This is a genomic window from Paenibacillus cremeus, assembly GCF_007786445.1.
GTDB classification, from domain to species: domain Bacteria; phylum Bacillota; class Bacilli; order Paenibacillales; family NBRC-103111; genus Paenibacillus_G; species Paenibacillus_G cremeus.
The window spans coordinates 20630-43878 of sequence record NZ_VNJI01000009.1 but is presented as its reverse complement, the minus strand read 5'-3'; the positions used below and the strand labels follow the sequence as shown (position 1 = coordinate 43878).

At 55.0% G+C, this 23249-nt stretch carries 28 protein-coding genes; 18 read left to right on the top strand and 10 right to left on the bottom strand.

Annotated features, from left to right (window positions below; genetic code table 11):
- Positions 1-65: 65 nt before the first annotated feature.
- From FPZ49_RS09005 to FPZ49_RS08990, 4 genes are all read right to left on the bottom strand, one after another.
- Positions 66-803 (bottom strand): response regulator transcription factor, encoded by a 738-nt coding sequence (locus FPZ49_RS09005; RefSeq protein ID WP_144845720.1) that lies wholly within the window; start codon positions 801-803, stop codon positions 66-68.
- Positions 775-2280: a sensor histidine kinase gene (locus tag FPZ49_RS09000; protein WP_144845718.1), complete on the bottom strand. Its 1506-nt coding sequence runs from the start codon at positions 2278-2280 to the stop codon at positions 775-777. The genes FPZ49_RS09005 and FPZ49_RS09000 overlap by 29 nt, the downstream gene beginning before the upstream one ends.
- 108 nt (positions 2281-2388) lie before the next feature.
- The gene (locus FPZ49_RS08995; RefSeq protein WP_186445698.1) at positions 2389-3891 is read right to left on the bottom strand and encodes an S-layer homology domain-containing protein; all 1503 of its coding nucleotides are present in this window, start codon (positions 3889-3891) and stop codon (positions 2389-2391) included.
- A gap of 185 nt (positions 3892-4076) precedes the next feature.
- Positions 4077-5378 carry a hemolysin family protein gene (locus tag FPZ49_RS08990; protein WP_144845949.1) on the bottom strand — a complete coding sequence of 434 codons (1302 nt, stop codon included), beginning with the start codon at positions 5376-5378 and terminating at the stop codon, positions 4077-4079.
- 781 nt (positions 5379-6159) lie between these two features.
- Here FPZ49_RS08990 and FPZ49_RS08985 point away from each other — a divergent pair.
- The 10 genes from FPZ49_RS08985 to acpS all read left to right on the top strand — a co-directional run bounded on the left by FPZ49_RS08985 (position 6160) and on the right by acpS (position 12772).
- A complete protein-coding gene (locus FPZ49_RS08985; RefSeq protein WP_144845714.1) occupies positions 6160-7413 on the top strand; it encodes a DUF445 domain-containing protein in 1254 nt (417 codons plus the stop codon).
- A 197-nt stretch (positions 7414-7610) separates the two neighbouring features.
- Positions 7611-8510, top strand: coding sequence for a polysaccharide deacetylase family protein (locus FPZ49_RS08980; RefSeq protein WP_222429890.1), 900 nt, complete (start codon positions 7611-7613; stop codon positions 8508-8510).
- Between the two features lie 78 nt (positions 8511-8588).
- On the top strand, positions 8589-8720 hold the full coding sequence (locus FPZ49_RS36375; RefSeq protein ID WP_222429889.1) for a spore protein: 132 nt from the start codon (positions 8589-8591) through the stop codon (positions 8718-8720).
- A 27-nt stretch (positions 8721-8747) separates the two neighbouring features.
- Positions 8748-9191 carry a DUF3905 domain-containing protein gene (locus FPZ49_RS08975; protein ID WP_144845710.1) on the top strand — a complete coding sequence of 148 codons (444 nt, stop codon included), beginning with the start codon at positions 8748-8750 and terminating at the stop codon, positions 9189-9191.
- A gap of 103 nt (positions 9192-9294) precedes the next feature.
- On the top strand, positions 9295-9729 hold the full coding sequence (locus tag FPZ49_RS08970) for a BrxA/BrxB family bacilliredoxin (protein WP_144845708.1): 435 nt from the start codon (positions 9295-9297) through the stop codon (positions 9727-9729).
- A 135-nt stretch (positions 9730-9864) separates the two neighbouring features.
- A complete protein-coding gene (gene nadE / locus FPZ49_RS08965) occupies positions 9865-10674 on the top strand; it encodes an ammonia-dependent NAD(+) synthetase (RefSeq protein WP_144845706.1) in 810 nt (269 codons plus the stop codon).
- Positions 10675-10677: 3 nt separating this feature from the next.
- Positions 10678-10941, top strand: coding sequence for an ABC transporter ATP-binding protein (locus FPZ49_RS35465; protein ID WP_186445696.1), 264 nt, complete (start codon positions 10678-10680; stop codon positions 10939-10941).
- A 130-nt stretch (positions 10942-11071) separates the two neighbouring features.
- On the top strand, positions 11072-11707 hold the full coding sequence (locus FPZ49_RS36700) for an ATP-binding cassette domain-containing protein (protein ID WP_261381326.1): 636 nt from the start codon (positions 11072-11074) through the stop codon (positions 11705-11707).
- A 25-nt stretch (positions 11708-11732) separates the two neighbouring features.
- Positions 11733-12209 (top strand): ATP-binding cassette domain-containing protein, encoded by a 477-nt coding sequence (locus FPZ49_RS36695; RefSeq protein WP_261381325.1) that lies wholly within the window; start codon positions 11733-11735, stop codon positions 12207-12209.
- Positions 12210-12310: 101 nt separating this feature from the next.
- Positions 12311-12772, top strand: coding sequence for a holo-ACP synthase (acpS, locus tag FPZ49_RS08955; protein WP_144845704.1), 462 nt, complete (start codon positions 12311-12313; stop codon positions 12770-12772).
- 58 nt (positions 12773-12830) lie between these two features.
- On the opposite strand, the gene FPZ49_RS08950 is transcribed toward acpS, so the two are convergent.
- The 3 genes from FPZ49_RS08950 to FPZ49_RS08940 all read right to left on the bottom strand — a co-directional run bounded on the left by FPZ49_RS08950 (position 12831) and on the right by FPZ49_RS08940 (position 14761).
- Positions 12831-13220, bottom strand: coding sequence for a c-type cytochrome (locus tag FPZ49_RS08950; RefSeq protein ID WP_261381324.1), 390 nt, complete (start codon positions 13218-13220; stop codon positions 12831-12833).
- Complete coding sequence (locus FPZ49_RS08945) at positions 13217-13816, bottom strand: hypothetical protein (protein WP_144845702.1); 600 nt, start codon at positions 13814-13816, stop codon at positions 13217-13219. Before FPZ49_RS08945 ends, FPZ49_RS08950 begins: the two co-directional genes overlap by 4 nt.
- Before the next feature lie 90 nt (positions 13817-13906).
- On the bottom strand, positions 13907-14761 hold the full coding sequence (locus FPZ49_RS08940; protein ID WP_144845701.1) for an AraC family transcriptional regulator: 855 nt from the start codon (positions 14759-14761) through the stop codon (positions 13907-13909).
- A gap of 95 nt (positions 14762-14856) precedes the next feature.
- Here FPZ49_RS08940 and mutY point away from each other — a divergent pair, with 95 nt between their 5' ends.
- On the top strand, positions 14857-15990 hold the full coding sequence (gene mutY / locus FPZ49_RS08935) for an A/G-specific adenine glycosylase (protein ID WP_144845700.1): 1134 nt from the start codon (positions 14857-14859) through the stop codon (positions 15988-15990).
- A 50-nt stretch (positions 15991-16040) separates the two neighbouring features.
- Here mutY and FPZ49_RS08930 read toward each other — a convergent pair whose 3' ends face one another.
- The 3 genes from FPZ49_RS08930 to FPZ49_RS08920 all read right to left on the bottom strand — a co-directional run bounded on the left by FPZ49_RS08930 (position 16041) and on the right by FPZ49_RS08920 (position 17842).
- Positions 16041-16727: a Crp/Fnr family transcriptional regulator gene (locus FPZ49_RS08930; RefSeq protein WP_144845698.1), complete on the bottom strand. Its 687-nt coding sequence runs from the start codon at positions 16725-16727 to the stop codon at positions 16041-16043.
- A 207-nt stretch (positions 16728-16934) separates the two neighbouring features.
- On the bottom strand, positions 16935-17546 hold the full coding sequence (locus FPZ49_RS08925) for a superoxide dismutase (RefSeq protein WP_144845696.1): 612 nt from the start codon (positions 17544-17546) through the stop codon (positions 16935-16937).
- Between the two features lie 83 nt (positions 17547-17629).
- Positions 17630-17842 carry a hypothetical protein gene (locus FPZ49_RS08920; protein ID WP_144845694.1) on the bottom strand — a complete coding sequence of 71 codons (213 nt, stop codon included), beginning with the start codon at positions 17840-17842 and terminating at the stop codon, positions 17630-17632.
- A gap of 379 nt (positions 17843-18221) precedes the next feature.
- Between FPZ49_RS08920 and FPZ49_RS08915 the strand changes: the two genes are divergently transcribed.
- The 7 genes from FPZ49_RS08915 (at position 18222) to FPZ49_RS08885 (ending at position 23166) form a co-directional block, all read left to right on the top strand.
- Positions 18222-18659 carry a GNAT family N-acetyltransferase gene (locus tag FPZ49_RS08915; protein WP_144845692.1) on the top strand — a complete coding sequence of 146 codons (438 nt, stop codon included), beginning with the start codon at positions 18222-18224 and terminating at the stop codon, positions 18657-18659.
- A gap of 211 nt (positions 18660-18870) precedes the next feature.
- Entirely contained in the window at positions 18871-19422 is a 552-nt protein-coding gene (locus FPZ49_RS08910) for a DUF402 domain-containing protein (RefSeq protein ID WP_144845690.1), read from the top strand.
- A gap of 1 nt (position 19423) precedes the next feature.
- On the top strand, positions 19424-20020 hold the full coding sequence (gene lepB / locus FPZ49_RS08905; protein ID WP_144845688.1) for a signal peptidase I: 597 nt from the start codon (positions 19424-19426) through the stop codon (positions 20018-20020).
- Between the two features lie 82 nt (positions 20021-20102).
- Positions 20103-21293 carry a tRNA epoxyqueuosine(34) reductase QueG gene (queG, locus tag FPZ49_RS08900; RefSeq protein ID WP_391563812.1) on the top strand — a complete coding sequence of 397 codons (1191 nt, stop codon included), beginning with the start codon at positions 20103-20105 and terminating at the stop codon, positions 21291-21293.
- Entirely contained in the window at positions 21277-21813 is a 537-nt protein-coding gene (locus FPZ49_RS08895; protein WP_144845684.1) for a methylated-DNA--[protein]-cysteine S-methyltransferase, read from the top strand. The genes queG and FPZ49_RS08895 overlap by 17 nt, the downstream gene beginning before the upstream one ends.
- Positions 21810-22838, top strand: a complete 1029-nt coding sequence (locus tag FPZ49_RS08890; RefSeq protein ID WP_144845682.1) for an HD-GYP domain-containing protein — start codon at positions 21810-21812, stop codon at positions 22836-22838. Before FPZ49_RS08895 ends, FPZ49_RS08890 begins: the two co-directional genes overlap by 4 nt.
- 115 nt (positions 22839-22953) lie before the next feature.
- Positions 22954-23166, top strand: a complete 213-nt coding sequence (locus tag FPZ49_RS08885) for a YneF family protein (protein ID WP_144845680.1) — start codon at positions 22954-22956, stop codon at positions 23164-23166.
- The last annotated feature ends 83 nt before the right edge of the window (positions 23167-23249 follow it).

The following is a 23249-nucleotide window of genomic DNA, read 5'->3' as shown; positions in this document are numbered from 1 at the left end:
CTTTCGTTCCTTCCTTTAAGCCGATAGCCTGTCTATATTTCCTTTATGCACCTATGCTGAGGCTTCTATACCGTCAGCCGGTACCCCGCACCCCAAACCGTCTCGATGTACTGGGGATTGGACGGGTCGGCTTCGATTTTCTCCCGCAGCTTCCGGATGTGCACAGCCACAGTCATAATATCGCCCGCAGAATCCATCCCCCACAGGCGCTCAAATAAATGCTCCTTGCTGAACACCCGGTTTGGGTTCATCACGAGGAAGCTCAACAGATCGAATTCCTTCGTGGTAAAAGCGATCTCGCGATCCAGCACGTACACGCGCCGGGAGGCCGTGTTGATCCGCAAGCCGCGCACGCAGAGCTCTTCCGCAGCTGGAGCGGGAGCGGAAGCGGAAGTCGCCGCCGATTTCACCGCCGCTGCAGCTCCAGATCCACCGACGAGACGCTCGTATCGGGCCAGATGCGCCTTTACCCGGGCGACCAGCTCGCTCGGGCTGAACGGCTTGACCAAATAATCGTCTGCGCCTTGGCCGAAGCCGCGGATTTTATCGATGTCTTCCTTCTTCGCGGACACGATAAGAATCGGAAGGTCCTTCGCCGCCCGTACCTGACGGCAAATTTCAAACCCATTCAGCCCCGGCAGCATCAGGTCGAGGATGAGCAGATCGAACGCGCCCTCCAGCGCCCGCTGCAGCCCGGCTTCTCCGGAGTGCACCATCTCCACGTGAAAGCCGTGCAGCTCCAGATAGTCCCGCTGCAGCTCGGCAATACTGGTTTCATCCTCGATAATTAGGATGTGCTTCATTGTGCTCTTCGCTCCTTTCCTTCCACCTCGGCAGCGTGAAATAGATGTCCGTCCCACGCCCCAGCTCGCTCTCCGCCCAGATGCGCCCCTTATGCTCAGTGATGATTTGCTTGGCGATGGCCAAGCCCAGACCAGTTCCCGGGGAATGCCGTGACGCGTCCTCCCGGAAAAACCGGTCAAATATATGCGGCAGCGCCGAGTCCGGCATCCCGCATCCGTTATCGCTGATGCGCACCAAGCAGTCTTCACCCACCGCCAGCAGCGCGATGTCGATCCGCTTTTCCGACTTATCCATACACTTTACGCTATTGCCGACAATGTTCGCAATGACGCGTTTGAGCTTATCCCAGTCAGCCATCACCGGATAACCATCTCCAGACTGCTGCGGACACGTAAAGATCAGCTGAATCTCCTTTTGCTCCATGTCAAAATGAAGCTCCTCAGCATAATCCTGCAAATATCGCTCCAAATCGATGACAGCAAACGTAAACGGCCATTTTTTCAAGTCCAGCTTGGAAAATAAGAAGAGCTCATCGATCAGATGGTCCATGTCCTTGGCCTTCCGATGTATGGTCGCCAAATAGTTGTCCAGCTTCTCCGGGGTGCCGGCCACGCCGTCGCGAATGCCTTCCACGTAGCCGATGATCGTCGTGATCGGGGTTTTCAGATCATGCGAGATGTTGGATACCAGCTCCTTGCGGTTCTCCTCATACTGCAGCTGCACGTCCACCGAGTCCTTCAGCCGCTTGCGCATATCCTCGAATGACTGGCTCAGCATGCCGATTTCGTCTCGCGCCTCGCTGTTGACCTCGAAATTCAGCTCGCCTTCTTTAATCTTCCCGGCCGCTTCCCGCAAGGCGAGCAAAGGCCTCACAATGCTCCGGGTCACCAAAAAATGCAGCAGCCCATTGGTCAGCACGAGCAGCAGCAGCAGCACACCGATCAGAATCGGGAGCAGGCTTCGCGTCACCTCGGCGTACGGGCTCACTTCCTTGAGCATATAGACGCTGCCCTCGCTTTTGTCCGGGAACGTGAAGTCGAACTTGAGATACGTAAAATATCGCCCGTCCGCCGCATGGATCGTATCGCGAACCTTGATGTTCGACGTCTCGATCGGCGGGAGGGAAGATACCTGATCGCGCAGGCTCGCCAGCGTCGAAGTGTAAAGCACAGTGCTGCCTTTGCGCATGAATAGTCCAGCCTCCGCCGGGACTAGCCGATGATCGAGCTCCTCCAGCACCTTCGTGTTCAGCAGCTGATCGGGCTGATTTTTGACATAGTATTTGACGTCCAGGTAGACGGCTTCCTCCTGCGGGCTGATCGGCTCAACGGCATAGTGACTCGTATAGACGTTCTTGATCCGGGACACATCGCCGGTCATGGCGACCGAGAGCAGCAGGCCGGCCACCAGAAACAGCACGATCGTCACGATCAGCATCGACGTATAGGATAGCAGCAGCCGCAGCCGAATCGACATCAGGGTCCCCTCCAATAAATGACAGTTCTATAGTATACCTTACCAAGCCCCTACGTAAAAAGAAAGCCCGGGAAGCCTGTATAAGCTCCGGACTTTCTCGATTAGGCCTTAGTTAGCGGTCAGCGTCACATTCTCGGCCGCAGCCCAGCCGCCTACCGGCTTCACCGTGTACACTTTGCCGGCAGCGAGCTTGCCGCCGTTCATCAGATCAAAGGTTCCTACAGCGCCTTTGCGGCTCGTAAAGCGGTACTGTGCTGTCAGCTTCGTGCCATCCGCTGCAATCAGCTCGACGCTGCGGCTTGCGAACAGCTCATCCTTCGGATCCTGCTTCAGCGTGATCTCGAGGACTGCGGCATCCACGGCACGGGCCGATTGAATGGCCAGCGGCGCCGTCTCAGCGGCGGTGAACGTACCCGATTTCAGCGTCGCCCAATCCGACGTCACGGTGTATTTGACGCCGGCCTTCAGCGTTACGCCATTCGGCAGGCGGAACTTCGGCGCTTGACGTCCGTCCGTAGCCTGGGTGAACGGTACATACGTAGCGATGATCGGCGCACCGCCGCCCTCCGGCGTGACCGTCACTTGCTTCATCCGCATAGAGGAGACAATCTGATAGGTTTTGCCTTGAGCCGATTGGTTGCCGTCGAGGGCAAAATCAAGCCCGTTCCGCTTCCCTTTGTAGAAGGCCACGATGTTCTGGTAATCGGTAACGCCGTCGGCAAAGATGGAGTCGAGCTCCAATGTATCGTTCGAAACCTGGCGAGCAGCGTTCAGCGTGAGCTTGTTCGGATTCGCTTCGAACGTGCCGGCGGTCTTGCCTTGGTACGTCAGCGTGTACTTGGTTCCAGACTTTTGCGGCGTTGTCGGCACGATGTAGGTGGACTGGCTGCCGATCTTCAGCTGCGGGATATTCCCCAGCAAGAGTCCGTTGTCGAACACGAAGTTTTTCAGCGCCGGGTCGAGCAGCACCTCATTGTCGCTCAACGGCTGAGCGAAGGTGATTTCCAGTGTCACCGGATTCAGCGCTTTGATGCCTTGGACTTCGGCGGCGGCATCGGATTTCAACGATTGAGCGGCATAGAGGAGCACGGCCGCGTCACCGCGTGTGGCTGCTTTAGCCGGGGTGTAGGCCGTCTTGTACGCTTCCTTGAAAAAGCCGGGGTCGATTTTGCGCGCTGCCGATACGGCGTTCACCAGCTGCTCCTGCGTCACGCTGGCCGCCGGCTGGAAGCTGCCGTTCACCGCGGGCAAGAAGCCGCCGCTTACAGCTGCTGCCGCATAGGGCGCAAACCAGTCCTGCGCCTGCACATCGCTTAGGCTAGCCGCTGCTGTACCCGTCGGCAGGCTGAGCGTCATCGTAATGAGCTTGGCCAGCTCCGCCCGGGTGATGCCTTGGCCGGGCTTCAGCGTGCCGTCGCCATAGCCGGAGAGCACCTGCTGCTTCACCAGCGCCTCCATCGCCGCTTGGTATACGCCGGCTTGTCCTAAGTCGGTAAAGCCTTCCGCCGCATAAGCGGTTGCGGATGGCAGATTCAAGGGCGCGGTTACGCCCGTGCCAAGCAAAGCGGCGATCACTGCAGCATACATCGTGTTACGGGTCATTTTGTTCATGTTCATCAAGCTCCTTTTGGGGGATGGGTTGTCGTTCGTTCATGGCTTTATCGTACCAGCCCCCGTTTAACGGCCTATAAACCAAAGTTTAACGAAAGTTAAACAAACTCGTAAATTTTCTTAAACTAGGCCCGTATAACAACAAAAAGGACCTGGCACGGGCCAAGTCCTCTCTAATTCGCTGCCTAAGCAGGCTGGGTTTGGGTTTCAATCTTCTTGACGATCAGGCGCGACACCCGCAAATCGTCGGTTTCCTCGATAATAAAATGAAACTGGTCCAGATACCTTACTCGCTGACCCTTTTTCGGTGGAATTTCGATTTGCGAGTAGATCCACCCGCCGATCGTATCGTAATCCTCGGATTCGATCTCCAATCCGAAATAATCGTTTACTTCATCAATCAGCAGGCGACCGTCGATGGAGTGGGTCAGGTCGTCTTTCTTCTCAATACCGGGCCGCTGTTCTTCATCGAACTCATCTTGAATCTCGCCGACGAGCTCCTCCAGAATGTCCTCCAGCGTAACCAAGCCGGAAGTGCCGCCATATTCGTCGATCAGAATGGCGATCTGCACCTTCTTCTTCTGCATCAGCTTCAGCAGGTTGCTGATCGGCATGGAATCCGGCACCTTGGTAATCGGTCTTGTAATGTGGCGTATATCGGTAAGGCCCGCTTGATGCTTAAGTAAATCCTTGATGTGCAGGAAGCCGATAATGTTATCCTTATCCGGGTCGCACACGGGATAGCGGGTCCGCATTTCGTTCAAAGCGATCTCCATGTTCTCCTCGAAGGGAAGGTTGGCGTACAAGCAGCCCATCTCCGTACGGGGAATCATGATCTCACGGGCGTTCGTTTCCGTAAACTCAAATATATTATCAAAAAGCGTCAGCTCGGTATTGTCGATAAAGCCGCTTTTGTGACTTTCCTTAACTAAGACACGAATTTCTTCCTCCGTATGCGCCGATTCATGCTCGGTCGTCGGCTCGATGCCCACCAGCTTCAGCAGCCAGTTGGACATGCCGTTCAGCATCCAGATGAAAGGAAACATCAGCTTGTAAAAGACAATCATTGGCGCCGCGAACCACAAAGTGACGTTCTCGGACTGGCGAATGGCGTACGTTTTCGGGAACTGCTCCCCGAGTGTAATATGAAACGTTGTGATTAAAGTAAACGCGATGATGAACGAAATCGTATGAATGATGACGTCGCTTAGGCCAAGCCAGCCTTTGAGCATGGGCTCCAATACCGCAGCGATGGTCGGCTCCCCGACCCACCCTAGTGCCAGCGAAGCGAGGGTAATCCCGAGCTGACATGCGGATAAGTACGCGTTCAAATTATTTGTAATCGTTTGGGCAAAACGAGCCGTTAAATTTCCGGTTTGCGCGAGCGCATCGATCCGGCTGTTGCGAACCTTGACCATGGCAAATTCCGCAGCCACAAAAAAACCGTTTAAAAGCACTAACACTAAAATTAACACCACGTTAAGCAAAATGGGTAACGGGTCACCACTACTCAATCAATCCCTATCAGCCTGCGTGAGGCGGATAGGTACACCTCCCTTAAAATGTTCAAATTTTGTACAAATATAAAGTTTGTTTATTTTATTATACCGGATGAGGAGATGGCGCTCAAACGACGGAGAAGCTACTTACGGGAATGCACGGCGCATGGGGGGTCTGAATCGATGAAGTTTCTCCGTAAATCCACCTGTCTGCTTCGAATTTGCCCGATTTTGTGCAATACAGAGCTTTTCTTATGAAAAATTCAATTTATGTTGACTTTCATGGAGACAAGGTGTAATATGAATTGTTGTTCGAAAGAGAACCATTAACCCCGTAATGCCCCTAACGAAATTTCCCTCGAAAAAGATTAACCCATTTTCACTTTTTCCCGCAAAACTCGTTAATTCGGTAGGTTTCCATGAACATGATCAAGACTGTAAGTAACAACTGATTCACACTGGCGCGGTCTTCGGAGCCGCAAGGATGGAAGAGAGGTAGGGCTTCCATTGTTTTAGTATTGCAGCATTGGAGCTGTCGGGCAGACTCCTAGGTCATGTGAAGCGTGACATTTAGCTTGGGGCAAGGCGCTGCCGTTGGTATGGCGGCTAAGGTTAAGTTGAAAGATTGGTGCAACAGACTTCATGGATTCAGGAAAGGAATCGGATGAGGTCTCTTTGCATTTCCTAATAGAGGCGGTCGGCTGTCTTTTGCTGTCGAATTGCGATATGATACGTAGAAAAGGAACCATGTTGAGGTGAATAGATAGCTATGGCCGAACAATCCAAGGCAAGATACACCGCGGCCGTGTCGCTCGGGGTGATGGGGGCAGGGTTCGCCGCATCGCTACCGTTTGTCGGGACGCCCTGGGTGAGCTTCCTGCAGAGCGGCTTTGAGGCTGGGCTGGTCGGCGGCTTGGCGGACTGGTTCGCGGTCACCGCTTTGTTCCGGCACCCGCTGGGCATTCCGATTCCCCATACGGCGCTGCTGCCGCGGAATCGGGAGAAGGTGACGAACGCGCTGGTCAAGACGATCGAGGAGGATCTCTTGAGCAAGGAGAGCATTCGCGGCAAACTGGGGCAGCTTCGTATCGCGGAGCGGCTTGTGGATGGCGCGATGGCGCAGCTGCACACCGAGGCCTTCCGGACGGGCCTGGTCAGCGCCGCGGACAAGCTGCTCGAGTCGATTCCGAAGGACCGCGCGGCGGAGCTGCTGGAGCAGGAAATTCGCCGCCGGCTGGAAGCGATCGACGCCCAGCAAGTGCTGTCGGTGGTGCTCGGCATCGTCTACGAGAAAAAGTACGACGAGAAGGCGTTCGATTTTGTGCTGGAGCTGGCGGAGCAGTGGACGCTGACGGCGGAAACCCGCGAGCGGCTGGGTGCGATGGTGGCTCAGGCGCTGGGCCGGATGCAAACAAACGGCTTTATGCAGATGGCAGTCAATGCCTTCTTGGGCTTTTACAGCGAAGAGAAGCTGGGGGGCTTGATTCAGCAGTTCATTATCTCCGCGCTCTTCGATTTGAAGCGCAGTGGAGACCATAACCGGACGGCGCTGCTAGCGGCTATCCGCAGCCGGCTCACCACGCTGGCGAGCGATCCGCACGCGCATCAAGAGATTGAGGGCTGGAAGCAAAATCTGCTAAGCCGTTGGAATCTTGCCGAGCTGACCGCAGGCTGGGTCGAGCAGCTGCACACACGTTTGAAGCAGTGGATTCAAGAGCCGGAGTTTACCGACCGCTACGTGATTCCGATGCTGGAGAAAGCTGCCCAGAAGCTCAGGCAGGATGCTGAAGCGATGGAGAAGCTGGAGCATTGGATTCACGAGCAGCTGAGCCGCTGGATCGAGGCGAATCATTCAAAGATCGGGGCGCTCATTCGGGAGAATGTGGATCGCTTTGATAATGAAACTCTGATTCAGCTGATGGAAGACAAAGTCGGGGGAGACCTGCAATGGATCCGGGTCAACGGAGCTCTGTGCGGGTTTTTGATTGGGTTGGTTCTGGAAGGGATCAAAGTGTTGGTATAAACACCGTAGCTTTTTAGGCCGCGTGCTCGACCGCTTATTCAACAGCGGTGCGGGTGTGCGGCTTTTTTTATGGCGTAAAGCAGCGACGCTGTACCCTTTTTTACCAATGCTTCCAGTAAGACTACAACAAAGGCGTGAACCGGAACAGCCATACTATTCCTGCCTGGAGCTTGCGGATGAAGGGGAGGAGGATGGCCATGCGAATGAAGAGCCAATGGATTTGGGTGGTGCGCGCGGGCATGCTTTGCTTTTTGGTGGCCATGGGGGTGACTTCAGCGATACAGCTAAGGGAGAAGGAGCAGCAGCGCTCGGCTCAGAGCAGTCTTTTGCCAAAAGTTGAGGCAGCGGAGCAGGAGGAGCACGTGCTGACCACCGGAACGATGATTCGAGAGTTCGGAGCGCAGGACAGCAGGCCAATGCTTGTTTTGTCCTCCTCAGCAGCGCCAACCGGTAAAAAGGCTTATTTAACGTTCGACGATGGCCCATCGCTGAATACGCGGCGCATTTTACATATTTTGCAGATTTCCGGCATTAAAGCAACGTTCTTTGTGATCGGAAAAACCGACCCGGACAGCCTCGCGCTATATAAAGCCATTGCTGACGAGGGGCATGCGCTGGGCAATCATACGTTCTCCCACCGGTACAACTCCGTCTACGCCTCTGTCCCTGCATTCAAGCAGGATGTCGAAAAGCTGAATCAGCTGCTGGAGCAAACGGCAGGGGTGAGACCGTCCATTCTTCGCTTTCCCGGAGGCTCGAACAATCGAATGGGGTGGAAATCCGGCGGACGTCACATTATGGCGAAAATTGCCCGGGAAATGTCGAATTCCGGCTACCAATATTTTGACTGGAATGTCAGCTCTACCGATGCCGCATCGGCGGTACAGCCGTTGTCCGATATCATTTCCTCCGTCAAAGCCGGGAGTCAGGGAAAGCAGCAGATTATCGTGCTTATGCATGATATGGATGCAAAAACAACGACGGTAGAGGCCTTGCCCGAGGTGATTCGCTATTTGAAAAATCAGGGCTTCGCTTTTGATGTATTGACGAAGTCCTCCTTCAATTACCATTTTCTTGAACCGGAGGCGCTGCGTTAATTTAAGTCAATCCAAAGCATACTAATCCTAAGCTTCGGCACAGCTTTGTTCTATTTTAAATTAGGAGATGATGGCAGCATGGCAAATAACCGAAATTCATCAGATTCCAAAGAGCAGCAGCTTCAAAAAAACCAGGCCAAAGGGAAGGCCAACGCGGCTGGCGACGGGTACGATAAAAAGCTCAACGGTCCCAACCGTCCATCCGTCTAATTCCGCTTGAGGAAGGGAGGAATCCGCATGCCAGACGATCAGAATCAAGCGAATCAGAATCAGGACAGCTCAGCTTATGAGCAGGTCGATACGAACAACAACTACAATCAAAAAAATGATGCCAAGCTGGATCCGTTCGAAATTAATTTTCGTCCGGAGTTTAAGCAGGGCCGCGGCCCGCAGGAGCCGTTCGTCAACGAGCATGGTGTGCTGATCGGCGATCATGAGTACCAGTCGGCCAACTCGCCGCTGGAGCAGTGGAGCAAGGAGACGGATCCGTCCGTCATGTCGGGCGACAATTGGGTGCATCCATATAAGGATGTGGGCTTCCAAACGGCGGAGAACCGGGATTTGTTTGAGCAGGGGATTGCTCCGAATCCTTCTCACTTCATGCACTCGGATAAAGACGTCTCCTATAATACGGAGATCGGCGAAGCCAATAAAGACTCCGCCGAATCGAAGGATAGCTGAAGTAAGTAATGGCATCTGATGCTTTGCTTTCACTCCCTGTCGATGTATAATGGACATATGAGAATTACTAAACCTTTATGTTGAAAAAGGAGTGAAAGTGAACATGTCTATGTCATTTGAGTCATACATGAAAGATATGGTTCAACCTATGCGCGACGATTTGACCCGTATTGGCATTACGGAGCTGCGCACACCGGAGGAAGTAACGGAAGCGCTCGAGAACTCCAAAGGAACCGTGCTGCTCGTTATCAACTCCGTATGCGGCTGTGCTGCAGGTCAATGCCGTCCAGGCGTGGCTCGCGCGCTGCAAAACGAAGTGAAGCCGGATCACCTGTTCACGGTGTTTGCCGGTCAGGATAAAGAAGCTACAGCGAAGGCTCGCGAATATTTGGCTCCATACCCGCCATCCTCGCCATCTATCGCGGTACTGAAGGACGGACAGCTGGTTCATTTCATCCAGCGCCACCAGATCGAAGATCGCTCAGCTGAGATGATCGCCGGCGATTTGGTTGGTGCGTTCGAGCACTACTGTAAGTAAGCCCCAGCTATTGCTGAGGTTGGACTCCTGCTGGATCTTCGCATTTCGTATGCGACCGGCGGGAGTTTTTTGTTCCGCGGGGACATGATATACTGAGGAATAGAAAAAGATTCCATGGTGGGAGTGTGTTGACGAATGAGCCTGCAGCAGGAAATTATCGCGAAGCTCGGCGTAAAGCCGGAGATCGATGTGGATACGGAAATTCGCAAACGAGTGGATTTTTTGAAAGAGTATGTGCTGAAATCCGGCGTAGACGGCCTCCTGATTGCGATCAGCGGCGGTATTGACAGCGCGGTAGCGACAGGGCTGTGCAAGCGGGCCACGGATGAGCTGACGGAGGAGAAGGGCCGCGAGTATAAAACAGTCGGCGTATTCCAGCCGTACGGCGAGCAAGTAGACATTGCGGACAGCTACGCAGCGGCGGAAGCGTTCCAATTGAAGTACCGTATCGAGACCAACATCGAGGAGGCTGTGAATGAAATCGCACTGGAGGCCGAGCACGGGCTCAAGTCGATTGGCGTACATAAGCATTTGAGCCGCGGCGGCAAAGGCAATGTCATGGCACGGACGCGGATGGTGATGCAGTATGCGCTGGCGTTTGAGCTGAATCTGCTGGTCGTCGGCACGGACCATGCTTCTGAGGCGATCACCGGCTTCTTCACGAAGTACGGCGACGGTGCGGTGGACATTACCCCGCTGAGCAGCTTGAACAAGCGGCAGGTTCGGAGTCTCGCCTCGACGCTTGGCGTACCGCAGAGCATCTTGGACAAAGCGCCGACCGCTGGACTGTGGGAAGGGCAAACGGACGAGAATGAGCTGGGCATCACTTACGGGGATAACAGCAGCTACCTGGAGGGCAAGACGATCTCGCCTGAAGCACAGGCGAAGCTGGAGAAGCAATATTTAAAGACGGAGCATAAACGCGCTCCGATTCCGGGAATCTAGATAGTGAGCCCTACTTCTCGAATAGGACAAAATTATTTGCAGCGGCTGTTTGCCGTCCATAATACCAAGATTCAGCAGCGTTTTTCCACATGGCTAAGAATAGAAATGTTCAGTGAGCTGCTTAGAGCGAGCTGGAATTTATATATTCGTAAGCGCAAATCGGATTTGGTCCATGCGTTGACAACCGACTATGGCCATGTAAGCGTGGGTGTCCATGTATCGCTGCAGTTTCTGGCCTCGCTGGTACTCTCATTCAGATCGGATTAGCGTTCTGGCTATCAGCCAAATTGACTGCTTTAGTTATGCTTTGCGGCGCATTCCTTGTTATTTTTCAGGACTATCAGATCAAATGAACGGGATGAAGGAAATCAAAAGTAATACGCTAGAGGCCTCACGAATGGAATGGGTTCGTGAAATGAGCGAAAAAATGAATGAGGAGCATCTGGAGTATGTTCAGTTAAAATCGGCATCACAGTTTACGTATAGAATATCTTCGGCAACATTACTTGCCGTATTTTTAATGGTGTTTTTCGGGATGTTTCATGCGGGGACGGGTGAGATGCTGCTTATCATTCTAATCTTTTCCAGACTATGGCCGAGATTTGTCGGGATCCAGTCAAATTTGGAGCAGATCGCAGCGGCTGTGCCATCGCTTAAAGCATTGTTGGATTTGAAGCGGGAGTGCTTGGAGGACCGCGAGATTGAGGTAATCGAGAGCGGGCCCGTCGACGGCCGAAAACCACTCTTGGTTCGGCAGCAGATCGAACTCCGGGATGTGTTTTTTAAATACGGCACGAATGAGGCGGCTTATGCGCTTCAGCGGATTAACCTTCGGATTCCTGCCAATCGCTTGACGGCGATCGTGGGGCGCTCAGGAGCAGGTAAAAGCACATTGATTGATTTGATCATGGGGCTGCTCCAGCCGGAACAAGGAATGGTGCTGCTAGACGGAACTCCTTTAACAAAAGACCGTAACCTGTATTGGCGCAGATCAATTAGCTATGTACGTACCGCAGGACCCATTTCTATTTAATTCGAGCATTCGAGAATATCTCCTGATGGTCGAGCCTGATGCCGATGAAGCGCAGATTTGGGAAGCACTGGAGAATTCCTCGGCCGCTGAGTTTGTGAAGAAGCTCCCTCAAGGGCTGGATACGGTAATTGGTGACCGGGGTATTCGGCTTTCCGGCGGGGAACGTCAGCGTCTAGTGCTGGCACGAGCTTTACTTCGGCAGCCGTCCGTCCTCGTCTTGGATGAAGCAACGAGCTCGCTGGATACCGAGAACGAGAAAAAAATTCAGGAAGCCATTTATCGGATGAAGGGGAGTATGACGATCATTGTGGTCGCCCATCGCTTGTCCACCATTCGGAATGCGGACCAAATTGTTGTGCTGGACCAAGGGAAGATCGTCCAAACCGGCGAATACAACCAGCTGGCGGAGGAGCGAAAAGGGTTATTCCGCAGCCTGCTCAGCCATCAAGCGGTAGGAAGTGATTGGAGCGCCATGCCGGCCGTGGGGCTGGGAGAAGGGTAGCGTGAATGGAGCAAGGCGGATCCGATCCAGCGGGTCCGCCTTGAACTTCGTGAACGGATCGGATAGGATGAAATCAGGCGATTAGAGGAAGGGTCGAGCGCATGATCATCGGAGTAGGCACCGATTTATTGGATATTGCTAGAGTGAAGACCATACTGGAGCAGTCGGCTGGTGAACGGTTTCTTCAGCGCATCCTCACGCCGGCAGAGCAAGAGCTGGCCGCCTCGCGCAAGGGGCGGCTGGCCGAGTTCGCCGCAGGGCGATTTGCGGCCAAGGAAGCGGTCGTGAAGGCGCTGGGCTGCGGCATCGGCAAGGAAGTAACGTTCCAGGACGTGGAGGTGCTTCCGGATGGGAAGGGCAAGCCCGTATGCCGTCTATCGAAGGCGGCATGGGAGCGGGTAGTGGCCATCTGGACGGAGGGTGCAGCGGGAGCGGGGGCTGGCACAGGAGTGCTAGCGAGTCCGTGCGGCATTCCTGATGCAATTCACATTCACCTCAGCATCACGCATACGGAGACCATGGCGATGGCGTATGCCGTCGTGGAGCAGCTTCCGCTGCGGTAAGGAAGAATCAAAAGAAGCCCCGTGCACTCGCCGACAGACGAGCTGCACGGGGCCTCCTTTATTTTTTCCCGGCCAGCCATTCGGCGAGACCGTCGATCTCTTCCGGCTTCAGCTGCCCTGCAAACCCTGGCATGCCGCCGCCGCCTTTGTTGATTTGAGCGATAATCTGCTCTTTGGTGAGCCGTGCGCCGATTTTTTGCAAGTTCGTCTTCGGCCCGATCTTGCCTTCCAGGCTGTTGCCGTGGCAGGACAAGCACCGCTGCTTATAGGTGGCCTGCACCTGGTCGGAAGCGCCGGCCATCAGGTTCGCTGCGGCCGTGTCGGCTTGCTTGGTTCCGCCTCCGAACGGCTCCGCGCTGTTTTTCGGTGTGCAAGCGGATAAAGTAACAAGGAGGGCGGCTGACAGCAGCATAAGGCCTCCCCGCAAAGCGTAATGGTTTACAATCATGAAGCTGCAAGGTCCCCTTTGCCATAAAGTAGTGTTCGCCACAGGCTGAGCCAGGAGCCGAGCGCAAGCATGCTAAGGCCGCCGAAGCCGCCGAGCAGCACCGAGGCGAAGCCTAAATAAGTGATCGCTACCGTCACCGTAAGCGCCAGCATCCAGAGGCTCAAATACACCAGCGGCCGTCCCAGCCACCTGCTGAGCCAGCCATAAGCGGCGGCCAGAACAACGCCCTTCAGCAGCGGAGCGTAGAAGGCGTCGATGCCCCCGGCGTAGTGCAGGTCCGCAACCAGCAAGGCGAGGGCCAAGACATAAGCAGCCGGACCCGCGATGCTGCCCCGACCTCGAGGACGCGGCGCCGCCATGGACTTGCTCGACCGGCTTCGCCAAAGCAGCACGGCGGCGGTCAGCAAGATAGCGGCAAACAGCAGGCCTCGCTCCACAGAGAGCAGCCCTTGTCCTGGGTCGAAGAACTCGATGGCCGAGGTAATCAGCCACTCCAAGCCCCATATATAGAGAAAAACGGCAAACGGCTGGGCATCCGCTCGCCGCTGCGCCAAGCCTGCTAAGCCGGGCGTGCGATTCATTTGATCCGTTCCCATACTGTAACCACCTTAACGTCAGTCCAACCGCATGATGCAGGTAAAGGTAGCGTACACCTTTTCAATGTGGCAAGTCAAACACCCCACGCCTCAATTGGCAGGGGTAAAACGGTGATTTTTGGCATACTCTCGGGGGGAGACGCCCGTGACCTTTTTAAAAATACGGCTGAAATAAAACTCATCCGTGTACCCGACGCTGCCGGCGATCGACTTCAAGCGGTAGTCCGACAGGACGAGCAGCTCCTTTGCCCGGTCCACCCGCAGATGGGTCAAGTAATCGATAGGGCTGTAGCCGATGTATTTTTTGAACAGGCGGGAATAATGGCTGACGCTGAGACCGGCCATCTGGGCTAGCCCTTCCAGCGTAAGCGGCTCCTGATAATGACCCACCATGTAATCTTGTGTGAGCTCGATGGCTGCGGTCGTATCGCCGGCGACCTTCTGAGCACGGAAATCCGTTACCAGCGTCAATAGAAACTCCTGCAGCACGATTTTTCGCCGCATCGCGGTCATATGCCCTCTACGCTTCCACAGCGTGTCGAGCTGCTCTAAGAGATAAATCAGCTGTGGCGTGTTGGTCACTGTGTACATGCCGTCGAGCGGAAACCGCGACTCCGTCGGGCTCCGGTAAATCCACTGTTCCTTCTCCTCGTAACATTCCGTATAATGAAAACGAAGGAAGTAGTATTCGAGCGGCTGCTCGGGATCGGTGACGCGGTCCACATCCATGCCCGGCGTGAAGCAGAACAGCTTGCCCGGCTCCGCCGGATAGTGCGTGCCGTTGATGGTGAACGTGCCCTTCCCCTTAATGATGAGCCAGATGGAATGATATTTAATGGTACGCGCCTTTTGGTGCCAGTGGGGTTCGCATTTTTGGTGACCCACGAGCAGGATGGAAATGACCAGCTTGTTCAGCCGTGAGGCCAGTTCGCCGGGAGTAAGCATCGGTTATAGGCCCCTTTCAAGGTCGTCGTCTTCCGGTGAAGCTAGCGGATGGTTTAAATTATATCTCGAAAATGGGTGCAAAAGAAGGAGACATCATGAATAATTCAGAGCAAAAGCAGTACTTTTCCACGGAGCTGCTCGCCTGGTACCGCCGCAACAAGCGCGATTTGCCTTGGCGTCGGAGCCGTAACCCTTACTATATATGGATTTCGGAGATCATGCTGCAGCAAACGCGGGTCGACACCGTCATCCCTTACTTTCATAGATTCGTAGACAAATTCCCCACCGTCGATGCGCTCGCGGATGCGCCGGAGGAGGAGGTGCTGAAGGCTTGGGAGGGCCTTGGCTATTACTCCCGCGCCCGCAACCTGCAGAGCGCCGTGCGTGAGGTGAAGGAGCGCTACGGTGGCGTGGTGCCGGATACGAAGGACGAGGTGTTCTCGCTCAAGGGGGTCGGGCCTTACACGGCCGGGGCGATCCTCAGCATCGCCTACAATAAGCCCGAGCCGGCCGTGGACGGCAACGTCATGCGTGTGCTGTCACGGTATTTCCTCATCGAAGAGGATATCATGAAGGGCAGCACCCGCGTGACGATGGAAAAGCTGGCGCAGGAGCTGATCCCGGAGGGGGCGGCAGGCGATTTCAACCAGGGGCTGATGGAGCTCGGAGCGCTCGTGTGTACCCCGAAATCGCCCGGCTGCCTCACCTGTCCGGTGCTGGCGCACTGCGCGGGACGAGCCGCCGGCGTGGAGGACACGCTGCCGGTGAAGAAAAAGGCAAAGCCGCCCCGGCCCGAGCAGCGGTACGTCGCGCTCATCACGGACGCCGCCGGCCGGGTGCTCGTCCGCCAGCGCCCGCAGGAAGGGCTGCTCGCCCGCCTGTGGGAGCTGCCGCACACCGAGGCGCCAGGCCTGCTGACGCTGCCGGATGCGGCGGCCGCACAGGAGGCGCTGGCCGGCCACCTGGCGGAGGACGCCGGCGTCGGCCTTGGCCAGGTGGCGTGGCTCATGCAGGCCGAGCACGTGTTCAGCCACATCCGCTGGGAGCTGGAGGTGTACACGGGCGGCCTGGTGCCTTCGCCCCTGCGCCCGGACGAGCCTCAGCTGCTGCCCTCGCAGTACCGCTGGATCAGCCCGGACGATATGGAGCAGCTGGCGTTCCCGAACGTGTTCCTGCGCATTCTGAATGCGTACTACGGACAGCAAGCGATAATCGCTCACAAGAAATAAGAAAAGCCTCATCGCCCTGTACTGCAAGGGGAGATGAGGCTTTTGCACGTTTAGAATGCCAGCTGATGCAGCGCTGAGGGATCTTGAATAAGGATATATTTCTTGTCGATCGAAATAATCTGATCCTCCTGCAGCTCTTGCAGCACTTTCGTAACCGATTCCCTGACGGTGCCGACCAGATTGGCGAGCTGCTGATGCGTCAGCTTCATGTTGATCAACGTGCCATTCGGCTTCACGACGCCGTGCTCCTCCGACAAACGGAAGATGACCTTGATCGTCCGCGTCCGAACATCCAGGAAGGTGAGGTCGTAAATTTGCTCATTGGCTTTGCGCAGCCGCTCCATCGTCGTTTCGACGAGCCGCAGACACAGCTTCGGACTGCGCTCCAGAAAGTGATAGAACTCCGAGCGAACCAGCGTGAACATCGAGCAGGCCTCCAGCGTTTCCGCCGTGGCGGACCGCTTCAGCCCCTTTTGAATCAGCGCCATCTCGCCAAAAAAATCACCGTCCCGGAACAGTGCCAAAATAATTTCCTTGGCATTATCGATCCGGTAGACCTTCACGACACCGGACTGGATGAGAAAAAACTCGTCGCCCGCATCGCCCTCAAAGAACATAATCGTGCCTTTTTTATATTTTCGCTCTACGAACAAAGGGGCGATCGACTCCAGCTCAGCCGCCGACAGATCTTGAAACAAGGGCACATTTTGAAGAAGCGATAGCAATTTAGGATTCATGCCGACACTCTCATTTCTTTTATCCGAAGCATCCATAACTAAGGTAGATTATAGCATTAGAATAGGAAGCTGGAAATAGTTCGGATATAAGTTGCGATGGATCAACGTGGATTACGTTGATCCATCGCAACAGGGGGCAACGAAAATGAGAAAAAAGACCCGTGTCCCTCGGAAGGGAAACGGGTCTCTTGAGCATCCAAGCGTACCTTACAGCGCAGCTTCGTAACGCTTGCCAACCTCAGCCCAGTTAACAACGTTCCAGAACGCAGCGATGTAGTCAGGGCGCTTGTTTTGATACTTCAGGTAGTAAGCATGCTCCCATACGTCCAAACCAAGGATTGGCGTTTCGCCTTCCATGATTGGGCTGTCTTGGTTAGGCAGGCTGTATACTTTCAGCTTACCGTCTTTAGTAACGGCCAAGAATGCCCAGCCGGAACCGAAACGAGTTGCACCCGCTTTGGCGAAATCTTCTTTGAATTTATCAAAGCCGCCGAGTTCGCTGTTGATGGCATCCGCAAGCTTGCCGCTTGGTGCGCCGCCGCCGTTCGGGCCGATCGTTTCCCAGAACAGGGAATGGTTAGCATGGCCGCCGCCGTTGTTGCGGACAGCTGTGCGGATGGCTTCAGGTACGCTGTTCAGGTCAGCGATCAGAGCTTCGATGCTTTTGGATTGCAGGTCAGCGTGACCTTCCAAAGCAGCGTTCAGATTGGTTACATATGCATTGTGGTGACGATCGTGGTGGATCATCATAGTCGTTTCGTCGATGTGCGGCTCAAGAGCGTTGTTTGCGTAAGGCAGAGCTGGTAATTGGTGTGCCATGGGTTCGAAAACCTCCTATGAAATATGTAATTTCCAAATCTTATTATCCATCTTTTATGATATAAAATCAACACTTATGTATATTAAGTATTCGTATGCTCGGATCGATCTCCTCCTCGATGTTCGATTTCCGATATGATTTGACCGAGCATCGCCGTACCCTGCGCATTTAGCCAGGGAGACAAATCGCTCATTACCCGCTGGTGGTAGTGAAGCTCTGCTGAATTCCAATCGGTTGTCTTGAGATCGTTCAGCTCATGAATTCGGCGAATCTCGCTGTTGGCCTGCTGTACCATTGTAAATACCTCCTTTGTACGGAAACTACTTAAAGCACCAAGGGATATCGTTTCACCGCCGGAGAGATTTTATGCAAAAAAAATCTAATCCTTCCAATCGGCACCACGGGCAGCAGCGGACAAGCAACACAGAAATGGGTGGTTTTACCTAGCGCCTGTGCGTTAAGCATGAACAACGGCCCGACCCGCATATAGTGGTAGCAATACGGCGAAAACGGATGGAAACAATGTGAAAACGCTTTAAAAATAGCGCTTTCATGAGCATTTAATAAAAATCTGCAGTTTATTTGTGTTTTATTTAACAATTTAGCAGGAATATAGCGATTTTTGTCGTATTTTTTAATAATATCTAAAATCACGCTGCGAGGAGATTCCAACTATGCTTGTGAGTTCTTTTCTAGTTCGCGGGTTTCAGTTGTCCGACTATGTATCGGTAACCGAGCTTTTCCGGTCAGTGCTGTCCGAGGATTGTTATGAAGAGACCATGGCCGCATTCGCCAATCAGCTGTCGTGGGACAGTGAGCTGGTGATGGTTGCTGTGGATGAAGGAAACGTGGTGGGCATCGTCATTGGGACGATCGATAACAATAACGGTTATTATTACCGCATTGCTGTGGGCTCTGATCATCAGCGTCGCGGCATTGGGCAGCTGTTGGTCGAATCGCTCCGGCAAAAGTTCGTCCAACGGAAAGTTCGCAGAATTCTTGTCACCGTAGACGTGCACAACGAGGTAGTGCTTCCCCTATATGAGAAGGTGGGCTACCAGGCGGATGATTTTTCACGGGCGGCTCATCGCCTAAGTATTGTTCATGGCTAGAGACCGGCGGGAACCCTCGGGTATTCATCAAGACATTCAAGCATAACACGGGCGCTTTGGCTTATGTGGATATGCTTTTTTTGTTTTGGGCCGTGCGCTCGCTCTTGAAAGCGACTCTACATAAGTTTATGCTAGTAGCAAGAGAATGGAACGCGGGCGAGAAGCCGCAGCAGCGCGCCTCACGAACCGTGTGCAGAAGGGTCTGGACTGCATGACGACTTTTTCCTCGTATGTTATCAAAAGCTTCAAACACGACGGGCACCTTCATCGCATGTGGCTGCAAAATTGGCTGGTGCCGGAGAGCCTGATGCACGAATCGCACCGGGCGGAATCGATGATGGTGCTGATCAACAGCCAGACGAAAATCGTCGAATCCGACGGCAAAGAATGGGTGAGCCGGATCCCTGGTGTCTCCTTTTTCATACCAAAGCTGTGGTTTAATATTGTGGCCCTGATCGAAGAGAGCGGTGTGCGCTTTTACTGCAATGTTGCCTCCCCTCCGTATGTAAACGGGAACGTGATTACGTATATCGACTATGACTTGGACGTCATTCGGATGCCGGACGGTGATGTTCACGTGGTGGACCAAGAGGAATATGAGCGCCACAAAATCAGCTACCATTATTCCCCGATCGTAGACTCCAAAGTGAAGCAAGGCCTCAAGGATTTACTCGTTCGGGTGCGTGCCGGCCACTCGCCGTTTCAAGATGAATGGGTGCGTTACTACTACGAACAGTGGAGAGACCGCGGAGCGGAGGGATAGCATGCGCCTTTGGTTTCCCAGAAAAATCGAGCGGGAGCTGCCCCGCGTCCAGCTGGCGGAGGATGACGGAACCGGTCTGCTCATGGAAATTTGGGATTGGATGAAATCGATTGTCGTCGCTTTGCTTGCGGTGATTGTCATTCACCAATTTGTATTTCATTTGTCCACCGTGAAGGGCGCTTCCATGCAGCCAACGCTGGAGGAAGGGGAATGGCTCTTCATTAATAAGACGATTCGTTTTGCAGGGGAGCCGAAGCGGGGCGATGTCGTCGTCATTAAGGAGCCGGCCGGGAGCGATGCGACCCATCCGTATTTAGTGAAGCGGGTCGTGGCCGTGGCAGGGGATGAAATCTCTATTCGCCGTGGTACACTGTACGTTAACGGAGCTCCGGTGCAGGAAGCCTACACGGATTCCATCATTGAAGATGGACGATTCGAGCCCTATACGATCGCCGAAGGGCACTTGTTTGTGATGGGCGATAACCGCCACAAGTATGCCAGCTATGACAGCCGGAGCTTTGGCGCCGTGTCGCTCTCGCAATTGGAAGGGCGGGCCGAATGGATCGTGTGGCCGATGAACAAGTGGCGGAATCTGTAGAAGGCACTCAAGCATGACTAAGGCGGCGAACAACATGAATCAAGCAGAGGAACAGTCGGCCCTTATGGCGCATGGGATCGGAATGGACGAGGACGATAGCATGGTCTGGAGGAGGCTCAAAGCGGAGCTGCAGGCGGCATTGCCGACGCTCGGCATCGATAAAATCGGGTTTGCCAGCGCCGATCCGTTCACGGCACTGAAGGACATCCTGCTTCGGCACCGCGAGAAGGGCTATGAATCCGGCTTCGAGGAGCGCGATCTCGAGAAGCGGGTCAATCCGGCGCTGACGCTGGAGCAGCCGCAATCGATTCTATCGATTGCTGTGGCGTATCCGTCGAAGCTGCAGGATCCCCCGCGGTCGGCCCCAGAGGCGTACCGCGGCATTCTGTCCCGTTCCGCATGGGGAACGGACTATCATCATGTGCTGCGCGACCGGCTTGCGCGGCTCGAGGCTTGGATCCTCGCCCGCGTGCCGGAGGCGCGGGTGAAGAGCATGGTCGACACCGGTGCGCTGGTCGACCGGGCGGTCGCCGAACGGGCCGGGATCGGCTGGGTCGGCAAGAACTGCTCCGTCATCACGCCGGAGTTCGGATCCTGGGTGTACCTCGGGGAGATGATCACCAACATCCCCTTCCCGCCGGACGAGCCGGTCACGGAGAGCTGCGGGGACTGCACGTTGTGCATCGACGCTTGTCCGACCGATGCGCTCGTCGGCCCGGGACAGCTTAACGCCCAGCGCTGCGTATCGTACCTCACGCAGACCAAGGGACTCATCGAGGACGATGAGCTGAAGCGGAAGATCGGCAACCGGCTGTACGGCTGCGACACCTGCCAGATCGTCTGCCCGAAGAACAAGGGCATGCATTTTGATCATCATCCGGAGCTGACGCCGGATCCGGAGCAGGTGAAGCCGCTGCTGAAGCCGCTGCTCACGATGTCGAACCGCGAGTTCAAGGAGCGGTTCGGCAACAGCGCGGCGGCCTGGCGCGGCCGCAAGCCCATCCAGCGCAACGCCATTCTGGCGCTGGGCAATTTTCGGGACGCGAGCAGCGCACCGCAGCTCATCGAGCTGCTGCGGCGGGACGAGCGTCCCGAGATTCGCGGCACCGCGGCTTGGGCGCTGGGCCGCATTGGCGGCGCGGCTGCGCGCGAAGCGCTGGCCGCCGCGTGGGAGCGCGAGCCGGACGAAGCGGCTCGCCGTGAGATCGGGAAGGCACGGAAGCAACTTGAGGATGAAAGCGGACAGGTGAGGGAAGATGAAGATCAAGTATGACGAAATCGACACGCCAATCGGAGTGCTGACGCTGGGCTGGAGCGGGGAAGGCGAAGCTCAGGGCCTGTGCAACATCGAATTTGGCGCGTTCGCGGACGTCGAAGCGAAGCTGCGCGAGTGGTCGAAGCGGTGGTACGGCACGGCGGAGTGGGAGCACGATCCCGACGCGTTGGCGGAGGTAGCGGAGCAATTGCGGGACTATTTTGCAGGGAGACGGAAGTCGTTCGAGCTGCCGCTGGATTTGCGCGGAACCCCGTTTCAAGTGAAGGTGTGGCGAGCGCTGCTGGAGGTGCCTTACGGCAAGGCCTGGTCCTACAAGGACATCGCCGAGCGAATCGGCTCACCCAAGGCGGTGCGGGCGGTCGGGGGCTCCAATAATCGCAATCCGGTGGCTATTATCGTGCCTTGCCATCGTGTCATCGGCTCGAGCGGCGCACTGGTCGGCTATGGAGGGGGGCTGCACGTCAAAACATTTTTGCTGGAGCACGAAGGCTGTTTGCTGAAAGGGGGAACCTCATGAGATACATCCATATCGAGAATGTGGAGTCAGGCCAGTTTTTAGGGCGTACGATTTTTTCGGCGAACGGGGCTGTGCTGCTGTCGGAAGGCGTACAGCTGACGGTCTACATGATCAACACGCTGAAGCGCATCGGAGTCACGATGGTCTATATTAAAGATCAGCAGTTTGATGATCTGGAAATTCAGGAGCTGGTCTCGGAAGAGACGAAGCGAGCGGTCATGCAGCGCATGGGCGAAACATTCGAATCGATTCGATCAGGGAAGGATTTCAACACGAAGCATATCCATGTCAGCATCGACAACCTGCTCGACGAGATCATGAAAAACAAAGAGGTGCTCGTGCAGCTCACCGACATCCGTACCCAGGACAACGCCATGTACGTGCACGCCTTGAACGTTTGCATGATGTCGGCGCTGATCGGCATCCATATGGGACTGCCGACCAGCCAGCTGCGGGAGCTGTCGATCGGCGCCTTGCTGCATGATGTGGGCAAGCTGGAGCTCATTACCGACGATGAGAGCAGCGACGTCAGGAAGCATCACGCGTGGCGCGGGTTTGAGGTGCTGAAGCAAAAGCGCGAGCTGAGTCTGCTCATCGCTCATGTGGCCTTTCAGCATCATGAGACGCTGGATGGCGAAGGGCTGCCGCGCCGGCTGAATAAAGAAGAGATCCACCTGTATGCCCGTATTGTGGCGGTCGCCAACACGTATGACAATCTGCTGTTCGATCTGTCCAATGGGCGCCGCAAGCTGCCGCACGAAGCCTGCGAGGATTTGATGGTGCTGGCCGGCTCCAAGCTGGATCGAGAAATCGTCATCCTGTTCATGCGGCATGTCTCCGTGTACCCGACCGGCACATCGGTTCGCCTGTCGACGAAAGAAACGGGGGTCGTGGTAGGCCAGCATAAGGGACTGCCAGGCCGGCCGATTGTCCGCGTAGTGAAGAGCAGCGAGAGCGACCTGGAGGTCAAGGAAATCGACCTGGCGAAGCATAACACGGTGTTTATTGAAAGTGTGCTAATGTAGATTGGAGGCGCCCGAAAGCGAGAAATTCCAACATTCTGATTTGTCACGAAATGATGGACATGCTATGATGAACTAATGAGATAATCCTTAGAAGTCTGAGGTGAACGAGTAAACGATGTGGTATGCAGTGACAGCAATTATTGCCTTGATAGCCGGGGGAGCAGGCGGCTTTTACGTTGGGGTGCAATATTTACGCAAGCAAATGGAAAAGATGCAGAACAATCCGGAAATGCTTCAACAGATGGCCAAGCAGATGGGCTACAATCTGAACAAGCAGCAGATGAATAAAATGCAGCAAATGATGAAAAAGCAAAAATTCCGTCCGTAAGTCTGGGGAGTATCCGCAGGCTGGCTGCTGGGACTTGAACTAGCGCGGGCTGCGTATAAACGGACGATGAGGAGGTATGAGCC